Here is a 12,400-nt window from a genome sequence, read left to right as displayed (position 1 = left end):
GTCACGGACATGGCGGCATGAAGACTACGACCCGCCTACCTTAGACGCATCGCAACATGCCCACAATTCGCGCGCTTGGCGTAGACGCGAACCCGGACCTAGGACATAGGCATTAATCCTTGTACATTCCGTTGGCATAAACGACTGCCGTTTACGCCCGGACACAGTAGTCGGGTCGGAGGCGGAGTCATCGAACCCGGCCTTCCGCTTGCACCGGGGCGATGGTCTCGGGCCAAAGCAGCGACCGGTGAATCTGCGCGCCTGCCATGGCGCCATTGCCCACGGCCAGCGAGACCGAATGGGGTGCCCGCGCGACGTCACCGCAGGCAAATACGCCAGTCACCGAGGTCTTGCTCTCGGCATCGGTGCGAACCTGGCTGCCCATGGGCGTCTCTTCCAGCGCACAGCCCATCGCTTCGGCCAGGGAACTGGAAGGAGAGCTGCGCGTCGCTGTGAACAGGCCAGCAAATCGAAGTAGACGCCCGTCGGCCATGGCTACGTCGGCATGCCCCTCGATTCTGTCGATGGGCACCTCTTCGATCGTCACGCCCCGGCGCTCCAACGCGGACCTGGCCTCTTGGCTCAGATCCACGGCGCGGTTGGCGAGCAAGGTCACACTACCCCAATCGGTCAGCAGTTCGGCCTGGTGGATGGACAGCGGGCTGGCGCCGACGATGCCGATGCCGCCCTGGCCGAGTTCGTAGCCATGGCAGTACGGGCAGTGGAAGACCGACTTTCCCCACCGCTCGGCGAGTCCGTCGACGGCAGGAAGCTGGTCGGCGACGCCGGTAGCCAGCAGGATGCGGCGGCCTCGGTGCGATCCGCTGTCGGATGTCGTGACAGTGAATTCATCCGCCTGCCCTGTGACGCCTTCGACCCGCCCTTCGAGCCAGGTCAGCGTTGAGTAGGCTTCGAGTTGGCGGCGCGCGTTCGCCGCGATCTCGCCGGGGGGGACGCCATCCTGGCCGAGAAAACCATGTGAATGGCTGGCGAAACGGTTGCGCCGCTCGCCTGCATCGATCACCAGCACGGCCCGGCGCGCCCGCACCAATTGCAGGGCCGCTGCCATCCCCGCATAGCTCCCGCCGATGACGATGACGTCGTAGTACACGGTCAACTCCTCTTGTGTCGTGCAGCCGCATGCCGGCGCGCGAAGTCGCCGGCCAGATCGGCAAGGGTGATTTCCGAGAACCGCGCCAGTAGCAGCGCCTCGGCTTCGGCAAACGTGCCTTCGAGCGCGGCATTGACCGCCTGCTCGACCAGGCACTCCGGGGTTTCGTTGCGGTTGCCGATGGCAAACATGGCCGGCTCGCCCAGCGCTTCGTGCAACTGGCGCAGGGTGACGCAGCCCAGGTCGGCATGGATGCGCCACCCACCCGCGTGGCCTCTATCCGAAGTCACGATGCCCGCTTCTCGCAGATAACCCATGGTGCGCCGGACGACGACGGGGTTGGTACCCAGGCATTGCGCCAGGGTTTCCGAAGTGACGGGGCCCTCCTGCTCAGCCATGTGCAGCAGTGCATGCAGGACGGAAGATAGGCGGCTGTCGCGTTTCATGTAACTAATGATGTTGCATATTGGGCTGCGTGTCAAGACATGGCAGCCTCGGAAGAACGCCTATCGAGCCGCAGGCTTGACATTCAAGACAGTTGCGGACGACGACGCGGACGAACCGGCGGGGCACAAACCTTGCCGCCACGCCGCCCATCGGACCCATCCTTAGGGAGCAGGCATGGCGAACGAAGCAAGCCGTTACGCGCGCGCAGAGGTCCTGCGCATATTGGGACAGTCGCTATGGACCTACCGCCGCCGCGCCGGGGCCGCGCTGGCGCTGCTGATCGTGGCCAAGGCCTTTGCCGTCGCGGTACCGGTGGCCCTGAAGATGATCGTCGAACAGCTGAGCAAACCGGGGCCGGCGCTGATCCTGCCGGTCTTCCTGCTCATCGGCTACGCGCTGCTGCGCTTCGCGGGCGGCCTGTTCACCGAATTGCGCGACATCGTGTTTTCCCCGGTCGCGCAGGCCACGGTGGCCGACTTCACTATGCGGATCTTCCAGCACCTGCACCGGCTGGGCGCCCGCTTCCACGCCAACCGGCAAACCGGCACCCTGGCGCGCGACGTCGAACGCGGCACCAACGGCATCGGTTTCCTGATGGGCACCGCCCTGTTCACGCTGCTGCCCACGCTGGTGGAAATCGGATCGGTAATGGTGATCCTGGTCGGCGCCTACACCCTGTGGTTCGCCGCCATCGTCGGCGCCACGTTCGTCATCTATGCCACCGTTACCTATGTGCTGACCAAGCGCAGGATCTTCTACCAGCGCATGATCAACGAGCTGGATTCGGCCGCCGGCGGCCGCATGGTCGACAGCCTGCTCAACTACGAATCGGTCAAGGTGTACACCAGCGAGGCCGTCGAAGCGCGCCGCCTGCGCGAACTGCTGGACCGCTGGCGCACAGTGGGTATCGATAACCAGCGTGCCCTGTCGACCCTGCACATCTCGCAGAGTGCCGTCATCGCGCTGGGCGTGGGCGCCGTCATGCTGCTGGCCGGAACCCAGGTAACCGGCCATGCGATGACGGTCGGGGACCTGGTCCTGGTGAATGCGTACATCATCCAGATCTGCCTGCCCCTGAATACCCTGGGTCTGGTGTTCCGCCAGACGAAAGAAGCGATGATCAACGCCGAACAGGTCTGCGCGCTTCTGCGGCTGCCGCCCGAATCCGATCCCGGCGCGCCGCTGCTGCCTTTCGAGCCGACACGGGCGGAACTGCGCTTCGAGGACGTCAACTTCTCGTATGAACCGGGCAGGCAGATATTGTGGGATATCAACCTGCATGTGGCGCCGGGCGGCACGCTGGCCGTCGTCGGTGGCAGCGGCTCGGGCAAATCCACGCTCGGGCGCCTGCTGTTTCGCTTTTACGAGGCGGACTCCGGGCGCGTGATCGTGGACGGCACGGACGTGCGGTCGGTCGACCCCACGACCCTGCGCCGCTATCTGGGCATCGTGCCCCAGGACACCATGCTGTTCAATGACACCATCGCCTACAACATCGGATACGGCAGGCAGGGCGCCTCGATGGCGGACATCATCGAGGCGGCCAAGGGCGCGCGCCTGCATGACTTCGTCCAGAGCCTGCCGGCGCAGTACGACACCATCGTCGGCGAACGGGGCGTCAAGCTGTCCGGCGGCGAACGGCAGCGCATCGCGATCGCGCGCGCCATCCTGAAGAATCCGCCCATTCTGCTGTTCGATGAAGCCACATCGGCCCTGGATACGCGGACCGAACGGGCGATCCAGGCCGAACTGGACCGCATCGCGCAGGGGCGCACCACATTGATCATCGCGCATCGGCTGTCCACGGTCGTCAACGCCGACGAGATCGTCGTGCTCGAGCACGGACGTATCGTCGAACGCGGCAAGCACCAGGAACTGCTGGACAGTCAGGGCATCTACGCCCAGATGTGGTCCTTGCAGCGGCAGCAAAGTGAACTGGAACGGGCAGGCACGCAGCGGGCCGCGCAGCCCGTCAATCTGGCGGCGCTGGTCGCCGGGGTGCTGGACGCAATACGCCAGGTCATCGATGAGAAGGGCATCACGCTCTATACGGAGCTGAGCATGGAGAACGCCCGCGTGACCGGCGATCCGGGCGTGCTGCAGCAGACGATATGGGATATGTGCCTGAACGCGATCGCCGCCACGCCCACGGGTGGCCGCATCGAGCTGAGCCTGCGGCGCTCGCACGATGCCGCGCGGCTGGCCGTCACCGACGGCCGCCTGCCGCCCGCGGATGCCGCGGCCTTGGCGATGGGCGAACAGATGAACGCCGTACTGGCGGACCGGCCGCCGCTGGACGTCATGCACGCGCGCACCGATATCGAGAAATTCGGCGGTCGTTTCGGCACCGACCTTTCCTCTTCAGGACCGGGCCGTACCTATTGGCTGGAGATGCCCATGCGCGCGGCCGCGACGCCCGCGATGCCGCTGGTGGGGCCGGTCCCGCCCGTGTCGCTGCATGGTGCGCGCATATTCCTGGTGGACGATAGCGATGAGGAGCGCGCGCGCGTCGGCGGCGCGCTGCAGGACGCCGGTGCGGCGGTACGCCATTTCAAGAGCGGCACGGCCGTGCTCGACGCCCTGCGCGATACGCCGGCCGATGCATGGCCCGACGCCCTGATATGCGATGTCACGCTCGACGACATGGACGGCTATGCCATGGTGGGCGCGGTGCGGCAGCTCGAAGCCCAACGCGGCATCGGACTCGCGCAGCGCCTGCCCGCGATCGCGATCTCCGGGCACTCGGCTTCCGAAGGCAGGTTACGCGCATTGATGGCCGGCTATCAGGTGCATAGCGCCCGCCCCGTCGACATGCAGTCCTTGATCCGCACCACCGCGACGCTCATGAGTGAGAAGTTCCAGCGCTTGTAAAGCGTACCGGGAAGACAGCGAAGAGCAGACACCTCATCCGAGAGCCGTTATACGAGAACCGTTACACGCCATGCGATATATCGGCACGGTCCTTGCAGTTCCAGGCTGCCCGAGCAGAGGATGAGTCAACACACCGCGACACGCGCGGCAAGCGGCTAGGTTCTCGATTCAGCGGCCCGAAACATTGACCGGAGAGAGCTATGCGACGAATCGCCATCGTGAGTGAACATGCATCGCCGTTGGCGCTGGCCGGCAGCGTCGACAGCGGAGGACAGAACATCTATGTCGCGCAGATCGCGCGGCAGTTCGCCCGGCAAGGCCATCTCGTCGATGTCTTCACGCGCGCGGATAGCCGACGCCTGTCCGCCGAGGTCGCATGGGAAGACGGGGTACGGGTGATCCACGTGCCCGCGGGCCCGGCGCGGCATATCCCCAAGGAACAGCTGCTGCCCCACATGGGCGCCTTCGGCGATTTCCTGCTGCGCTATTTTTCCAGCCAGTCGCCGCGCTACGACATCGTGCATGCCAACTTCTTCATGTCGGCGCTGGCCGCGATGCCGGCTGCGCGCGCCTGCGGCATTCCGCTCGCGGTGACCTTCCACGCTCTCGGACGCGTCCGCCGCAAGTTCCAGAAAGACGCCGATCTGTTCCCCGAGAGCCGCTTCGATATCGAGGACGACATCATCGCGCGCGCCGATCGCGTCATCGCGGAATGCCCGCAGGACAAGCAGGACATGATGGAACTGTATGGCGCCGATCCCAGTCGCATATCGATCGTCCCGTGCGGCTACGATCCCGTCGAGATGCTGCCGATGGACCGGGCGCGTGCGCGGGCCGAACTGGGTTGGAACGACAACCGCTTCACCTTGCTGCAACTGGGACGCATGGTGCCGCGCAAGGGCGTGGACAACGTCATACGCGCCCTGGGCCGGCTGCGCCACCGGTACGGCGTGGATGCGCGCTTGTGCGTGGTCGGCGGCAATAGCGCGACGCCGTCGGAATCCGCAACGCCCGAACTTGCCAGGCTGCGCGCGGTCGCGCGCGAAGAAGGCGTGCTGCCTCATGTCGAGTTCACCGGCCGCCGCGACCGCCTGCAACTGCGCGCCTACTACTGCGCCAGCGATGTCTTCGTTACCACACCGTGGTACGAGCCCTTCGGCATCACGCCCCTGGAAGCCATGGCGTGCGCCCGGCCGGTGGTCGGCGCCGATACCGGCGGCATCCGGTATTCGGTGCGCGACGGCGAAACGGGCTGGCTGGTCCCCCCCAAGGACCCCGATGCCCTGGCCGATCGCCTGGCGCTGCTGGCAAGCAATAGCCTGCTGCGCCATCGCATGGGCGAAGCAGGACTGCAACGCGCGCGCCGCCACTTCACCTGGGACTGCGTCAGCCGTCAGCTGCTCGACATCTTCGAAGAAATCATGGCCCCGGCGACCCTGCCGGATGCCGTCCCCGCGCCCGCGGACACCGCGCGCGCCATTGCCTGAGGAGCAGACTGAATGCGTGAAACCGATTCATTGTCACTGTCCGACCGCGTAGCCATCGTTACCGGTGGCGGCAGCGGCCTGGGCAAGGCCATCTGCCAGGCCCTGGCCGACGATGGCGTGCGCGTGGTGGTCGCGGATTACGACGAGCGCGCGGCGCAAAGCGTGGCCCAGGCGCTACCCGAAAGGCGCGGCGACGCCTTGCACCTGGATGTGGGCAACGAGGAACAGGTGCGCGACGCGCTGCGCCAGACCGCGGAAAGGCATGGCCGATTGGACATCCTGATCAACAACGCGGGCGTGGACGTCACCGCGCCGCTGGAAGAACTGCGGGTCGCCGATTGGGAGCGCGTGGTACGCACCAACCTGACCGGCCCCTTCCTGGTCTGCAAGTATGGTCTGGACCACCTGGGCAAGGGCGGCCACATCGTCAATATCGCGTCCACCGCGGCGCGCCGCGCCTGGCCCAATGCATCCGTCTATCACGCGACCAAATGGGGCCTGCTGGGCCTGTCGCACGCCCTGCACGCGGAACTTCGCCCCAAGGGAATCAAAGTATCGGCCGTCATCGCGGGCGGCATGCGCACGCCTTTCCTGCTGGACCGCTTCCCCGATATCGATACGGACACATTGCAGGATCCCGCCAACGTGGCGCGCACCGTCCGCTTCCTGCTTACCCAGCCCCAGGAAACCGTCATCCCGGAGGTGATGGTGCTGCCCATGCGCGAGACCTCATGGCCATGATGAAGCCCGCGATCTTCCTCGACAAGGACGGCACCCTGCTGGACGATGTCCCTTACAACGTGGATCCCGCCCGGATGGCATGGGCGCCGGGCGCGCGCGAAGGCATCGCGATGATGGGGCAACTGGGCCATCCGCTGATCGTCATCAGCAACCAGCCCGGCGTCGCGCTCGGCCACTTCGACGAAGCGGCGCTGACAGCGGTGCGACGGCGCCTGAGCGTCATGTTCCGCCGCCAGGGCGCGCAGCTCGCGGGCTTCTACTACTGCCCGCACCATCCCCAGGGCACGCGGCCGGACTACTCCGTGTCCTGCGTGTGCCGCAAGCCCATGCCGGGCCTGCTGCGGCGGGCCGCGGCCGATCATGGCATCGACCTGCGCGCATCCTGGTTCGTGGGCGACATCCTGAATGACGTCGAGGCCGGCGTGCGCGCCGGCTGCCACACCGTGCTGCTGGACAACGGGCACGAGACCGAATGGGAAGCGGGACGATGGCGCACGCCCGACGAGGTCGTACCGGATCTGTTCATGGCCGCGCGCCTGATCGCGCGGAAACTGCGTCGCATCCCCATGCTGGGCAAGGAATCCGCATGACCGATCGCCTTTCATCCATGGTCTCCACCCTGCCTGCCTCGGGCGCACTGGATAACGCGCGATCCGGCGCGAGCCCGTCCGCGGACTGGGACGACGCGCGCAACATCCTCTGCGTCCGGCTGGACAATATGGGCGACGTGCTGATGACGACACCCGCGCTACGCGCCCTGAAGGACGCGCGGCCCGGCCGCCGCCTTACGCTGCTGGCGTCGCGCGCCGGGGCCGCCATCGCGGCGCACGTTCCGGAAGTGGACGAGACGATCGTGTACGAGGCCGCATGGGTCAAGAACGCCGCGAGTCCGCCGGACACCTACCGCGCGACCGTCGAACGGCTGCGCGGCGGCGGTTTCGACGCCGCCGTGATATTTACGGTCTATAGCCAGAGCGCGCTGCCCGCGGCCCTGATGTGCCACGCGGCCGGCATACCGAGGGTGCTCGCCTATAGCCGCGAGAACCCCTATCACCTGGTCAGCGATTGGGTGCGCGAGGTCGAACCCTTGCCCGAGCCGCGCCACGAGGTACAGCGGCAGCTCGATCTGGTGGCGACGGTAGGCGCCAGCACCCCGGACACGCGCCTGTCCTTCCGCGCCGCCGACGCCGACGGGCACGCGCTGGACGCGATACTGCGCGCGCGCGGCCTTGCCCTGCCCCAGGGCTGGGTGCTGGCGCATTGCGGCGCGACCGCCGAGTCGCGCCGTTATCCGGCGACGCTGTTCGCGCAGGCCATCGACATGCTGGCGGGCGCGGGCGTATGCGTGATGCTGACCGGCTCGCCGGACGAACGCGCACTGGTGGATGAGGTCGTGGCGCGCAGTTGCGACCCGGACAGGCTGGTGAACCTGGCGGGGGCGCTCACGCTGGGGCAGTTCGGCGCCCTGGTGGCGCGCGCCGGCCTGCTGGTATCGAACAACAGCGGGCCCGTCCATATCGCCGCGGCCCTGGGTACGCCCGTGGTGGATCTGTATGCATTGACCAACCCTCAGCACACGCCATGGCAGGTACCGCACCGGCTGCTGTACCGGGACGTGCCGTGCAAATACTGCTATCGCAGTGTCTGCCCGCTGGGCCACCACGCCTGCCTGAGCGCGGTCGACCCGGCGCAGGTGGCCCAGGCCGCCTTCGAATTGCTGGAGAGCCAGGCGCCGGCACGGCTGCCGATCATGATCGAGGCGGCGTAAACGCGGGCGGGCCGCGCGCCAGCGCGCAGGCACCCCGCGGCAGCGTCCGCATGCATCCGCAAGGAAAACAAGCGTCGAAGAGGACAACGTCATGTACACACTGGGCATCAACGCCGCGTTTCACGATTGCTCCGCTACGCTGGTCCGCGATGGCGAAGTGCTGGCGGCCGCGGAAGAGGAACGATTCACCCGCGTCAAGCACGGCAAGCGGCCGGTGCCGTTCACGGCCTGGCAACTGCCGTATCACGCCATCGACTATTGCCTGGGCCATGCGGGGATCTCCCTGGCCGATGTGGACCATGTGGCCTATTCCTTCGACCCCACGCTGCTGGTCGGACTGCGCAGCCTGCCCGAAACCATTTCCCTCCCGCTGGAGCCGTCCCGCCAGCCGCGCGGCCCGGACGGCCAATCGCCCTGGGACCCGCTGTTCCTCTCGTATATCGTCAATGCGCCGCGCCAGCTTATCGGCGGCGCGCCGCACTACCTGCGCAAGCGCTTCGAGGGCCTGACGCTGGAGCAGCTGCAAAGCCGCTGGCAGTTCATCGAGCACCACCTTTCCCACGAGGCCAGCGCCTTCCTGGCGGCGCCCTGCGATGAATGCGCCGTACTGACCATGGATGGCCGCGGCGAGCGCGCGACCACCAGCTACGGCCATTTCACGAACGGACGCTACCGCCGCCTGCGGCAGATCGATCTGCCGAACTCGCTGGGCCTGTTGTACGAGGACGTCACGGAATACCTGGGCTTCCTGCGCTCGTCCGACGAGTACAAGGTGATGGCGCTGGCCTCCTACGGCAAGCCCGAGCACGTGGATGTGTTCCGCGAGATCGTGCGCCTGGACAAGGAAGGCGGCTACGTCATCGAACCGGTGAATCTGGTCGCGCGCTTCGGACCGGCGCGCAAGTACGGCGCGCCCTTCGAGCAGCGGCATATGGACATCGCGCATTCGCTGCAGAAAGTGCTGGAGGAAACCGCGCTGCACATGGCCGGATGGCTGCACGAACAGACGGGCGCCCGGCATCTGAGCATGGCCGGCGGCGTCGCCCTGAATTGCGTCATGAATGCGCGCATCGCGGCGGAGAGCCCTTTCGAAACGGTGTGGGTCCAGCCCGCGGCAGGCGATGCCGGTACGTCGCTGGGCGCGGCCTTATGGGTGGACTATGAACGGCGCGAGTCGCCGCCGCGCCACTGGACCATGCAGCACGCCTACCTGGGCCCCGAGTATGCCGACGACGAGATCGAACGCCTGCTCGACCGCTCGCGGCTGGCCTACCGGCGCCTGGACAACGTGGCGGAAGAAGCGGCCGAACTACTGGCTCAGGAAAAGATCCTGGGCTGGTTCCAGGGGCGCATGGAATTCGGCCCGCGCGCGCTGGGCGCGCGCTCCATATTGGCGTCGCCGCTGGACACCGCCATGCAGGCCAGGCTGAACGGGCTGAAGGACCGCGAGGATTTTCGGCCGGTCGCCCCCGTCGTGATGGAGGAGCGCGCGCACGAGTGGTTCGACGCGCGCGGCGACGCCGGCATCTGCGCGCCCTTCATGCTGTTCGTCTACGACGTGCTGCCCCACCGCGAACGGCAGATTCCCGCCGTCCGCCATATCGACGGCACCGCCCGAGTGCAAACGGTACGCCGCGACCAGCATGCCCTGTACCACGACCTGCTGGCCGCCTTCGAGCGGCGCACCGGCGTGCCGGTGCTGGTGAATACCTCTTTCAATACACGGGGCCTGCCCGTGGTATGCACGCCGCGCGATGCACTGGAATCATTCTGGACGTCGCCGCTGGATGCGCTGGTGATCGGCAGCTATGTCGTCGAGAAACCGGTGTGACACGCCTGGATCATGGAACAGGATGAACCGATGAGCGCCGACTTCCGCCCCCGGATTTCCGTGGTGGTTCCCACCTATCGCCGGCCCGACCTGCTGCAGCGCTGCCTGGGCGCGCTGCTGCGGCAGACATTGCCGGCGAACGACTACGAAATCATTGTGTGCGACGACGGTCCCGGCGAGGCAGCGCGCCAGACGGTAAGCCGGCTGACGCCCGTGGCCGGCGGACCGGCGGTCCGCTATATCCCGGTAACCGCCACGCAAGGGCCGGCGGGCGCGCGCAACGCCGGATGGCAACAGGCCCGGGCCGACGTGATCGCGTTCACCGACGACGATACGGTCCCCGATCCCGCCTGGCTGGCCGCCGGCCTGGCCGCCCTCACGCCGGACGTGGACGCGCTATCGGGCCGTATCGTCATGCCGCTGCCGCCCCATCCCACCGACTACGAAATGGACGCCGCCCGGCTGCAGGACGCCGAGTTCGCCACCGCCAACGTATTCCTGCGCCGCGAAGCGCTGGCAAAAGTCGGCGGCTTCGACCCGCGCTTCCGGCTGGCCTGGCGCGAGGATTCGGACCTGCACTTCTCGCTGATGGAACAGGGGCTGCGCATCGGACGGGCACCCCAGGCCATCGTCGTGCATCCGATCCGGCCCGGCAGCTTCGGCGCCGGCATCGGCATGCAACGCAAGATCGTCTTCGACACGTTGCTTTACAAGAAGCACCCGCGCCTGTACCGCGAGCGCATCCGCCCGCATCCGCCGTGGTTCTACCTGTCCGTCACCGCCCTGCTGCTGCTGGCGCTGGCCACCCTGGCGGCCGGCTTCACGACCGCGGCGGTCGCCGCGCTGGCCGCCTGGGCGGCACTGACCGGCTGGTTCAGCCTGCGCAGGCTGCGCGGGACGCGCCGCACGCCCGATCACATCGCCGAAGTCGTCATGACCTCCGCCGCGATCCCGCCGCTGTCGATTTTCTGGCGCATCGTCGGATCCCTGCGCTACCGGGCGGGGTTCCCATGATGGACGCGCTGTGGCATCCGCGGCCGCGCCGCATCGCGATATTCCGCGCCCTGCAGCTGGGCGACATGCTGTGCGCGGTCCCGGCGCTGCGCGCCCTGCGGCGGCATTGCCCGCAGGCGCGCATCACCCTGATCGGCCTGGACAACGCCGGCCCCTTCGTCCGCCGCTTCCATCGCGATATCGACGAGCTGCTGCCCTTCCCCGGCATTCCGGAGTTTCCGGAGCAAACCGCGCGTCCCGACGCCCTGGCCGCTTTCTATTGCGAGGCCCGCGCGCGACGCTTCGACCTGGCGCTGCAAATGCACGGCAGCGGAACACTGTCCCTGCCCATCGTGCGCGCGCTGGGCGCCGACGCCCACGCCGGCTTCGTGCCGCAACCGCCCATGGCGCGCCCCGGTCGCCTGATGCCTTGGCCCGACGAGCTTCCCGAGCCTCGGCGCTACACGGCCCTGATGCGTTTCCTGGGCGTGCCGGTGGACAGCGACGCACTGGAACTGCCGCTGTCGCCGGAAGACCGCGACGAAGCCTGCCAGCTGGCGGCGCGATACGGATTCGAGCCGGAGCGCACGCTCTTCATCCATCCCGGCGCGCGCCTGCGTTCGCGCCGCTGGCCGGCCGAACGGTATGCGCGCATCGCGGCGGCCTTGTCGGACCAGGGATGGCGGATCGCCGTCACGGGCAGCGACAGCGAAGCCGCCCTGACGGCGCCGGTGGTCGATGCGGCCGGTCCGGCCGCCATCGACCTGACCGGCCGCACGTCGCTGGGCGGCCTGGCGGCCCTGCTCTCGCGCGCACCCATGCTGGTATGCAACGACACCGGCGTATCCCATATCGCCGCCGCGACGGGCACGCCCAGCGTGGTGGTGGCCTGCGGCAGCGATACCCGCCGCTGGGCGCCGCTGGATCGCGCCCGCCATGTCGTCATCGCGGACTATCCATCCTGCCGTCCCTGTGCGTATGACGAATGCCCGATCGGCCATGTCTGCGCGTCCAATGTGTCCGTCGACACCGTGCTGCGCACCATCGCCGCGAAGCTGGAGGAAAGCGGGTGCGCGGCAACCGCCACGCGGCCGGACGCCGGCGGCCCCGCGCATGCCACGGAAGAAGGGAACAGACATGCCGCCTAGCGC

10 protein-coding genes are annotated in these 12,400 nt (G+C 67.6%); 8 read left to right on the top strand and 2 right to left on the bottom strand.

Going from position 1 to position 12,400, the window contains the following annotated elements:
• Positions 1-187 precede the first annotated feature (187 nt).
• Together ACO1P8_RS03735 and ACO1P8_RS03730 are read right to left on the bottom strand one after the other, a co-directional pair.
• The gene (locus ACO1P8_RS03735) at positions 188-1,111 is read right to left on the bottom strand and encodes an NAD(P)/FAD-dependent oxidoreductase (RefSeq protein WP_486294575.1); all 924 of its coding nucleotides are present in this window, start codon (positions 1,109-1,111) and stop codon (positions 188-190) included.
• 2 nt (positions 1,112-1,113) lie between these two features.
• Positions 1,114-1,557, bottom strand: a complete 444-nt coding sequence (locus ACO1P8_RS03730; RefSeq protein ID WP_486294574.1) for an Rrf2 family transcriptional regulator — start codon at positions 1,555-1,557, stop codon at positions 1,114-1,116.
• Positions 1,558-1,732: 175 nt separating this feature from the next.
• Between ACO1P8_RS03730 and ACO1P8_RS03725 the strand changes: the two genes are divergently transcribed.
• The 8 genes from ACO1P8_RS03725 to ACO1P8_RS03690 all read left to right on the top strand — a co-directional run bounded on the left by ACO1P8_RS03725 (position 1,733) and on the right by ACO1P8_RS03690 (position 12,397).
• A complete protein-coding gene (locus tag ACO1P8_RS03725) occupies positions 1,733-4,429 on the top strand; it encodes an ABC transporter transmembrane domain-containing protein (RefSeq protein WP_486294573.1) in 2,697 nt (898 codons plus the stop codon).
• Positions 4,430-4,629: 200 nt separating this feature from the next.
• Positions 4,630-5,916 carry a glycosyltransferase gene (locus ACO1P8_RS03720; protein WP_486294572.1) on the top strand — a complete coding sequence of 429 codons (1,287 nt, stop codon included), beginning with the start codon at positions 4,630-4,632 and terminating at the stop codon, positions 5,914-5,916.
• A 12-nt stretch (positions 5,917-5,928) separates the two neighbouring features.
• A complete protein-coding gene (locus tag ACO1P8_RS03715; protein ID WP_486294571.1) occupies positions 5,929-6,657 on the top strand; it encodes an SDR family oxidoreductase in 729 nt (242 codons plus the stop codon).
• Positions 6,648-7,247 (top strand): D-glycero-alpha-D-manno-heptose-1,7-bisphosphate 7-phosphatase, encoded by a 600-nt coding sequence (locus ACO1P8_RS03710; RefSeq protein WP_486294570.1) that lies wholly within the window; start codon positions 6,648-6,650, stop codon positions 7,245-7,247. The genes ACO1P8_RS03715 and ACO1P8_RS03710 overlap by 10 nt, the downstream gene beginning before the upstream one ends.
• A complete protein-coding gene (locus ACO1P8_RS03705) occupies positions 7,244-8,425 on the top strand; it encodes a glycosyltransferase family 9 protein (protein ID WP_486294569.1) in 1,182 nt (393 codons plus the stop codon). The genes ACO1P8_RS03710 and ACO1P8_RS03705 overlap by 4 nt, the downstream gene beginning before the upstream one ends.
• A gap of 91 nt (positions 8,426-8,516) precedes the next feature.
• The gene (locus ACO1P8_RS03700; RefSeq protein WP_486294568.1) at positions 8,517-10,256 is read left to right on the top strand and encodes a carbamoyltransferase family protein; all 1,740 of its coding nucleotides are present in this window, start codon (positions 8,517-8,519) and stop codon (positions 10,254-10,256) included.
• A 30-nt stretch (positions 10,257-10,286) separates the two neighbouring features.
• Positions 10,287-11,270, top strand: a complete 984-nt coding sequence (locus ACO1P8_RS03695) for a glycosyltransferase family 2 protein (protein ID WP_486294567.1) — start codon at positions 10,287-10,289, stop codon at positions 11,268-11,270.
• Positions 11,267-12,397, top strand: a complete 1,131-nt coding sequence (locus ACO1P8_RS03690; protein WP_486294566.1) for a glycosyltransferase family 9 protein — start codon at positions 11,267-11,269, stop codon at positions 12,395-12,397. The genes ACO1P8_RS03695 and ACO1P8_RS03690 overlap by 4 nt, the downstream gene beginning before the upstream one ends.
• The last annotated feature ends 3 nt before the right edge of the window (positions 12,398-12,400 follow it).

It is taken from the genome of Bordetella sp. (assembly GCF_057362025.1).
This window is presented reverse-complemented; position numbering and strand designations above follow the sequence as displayed.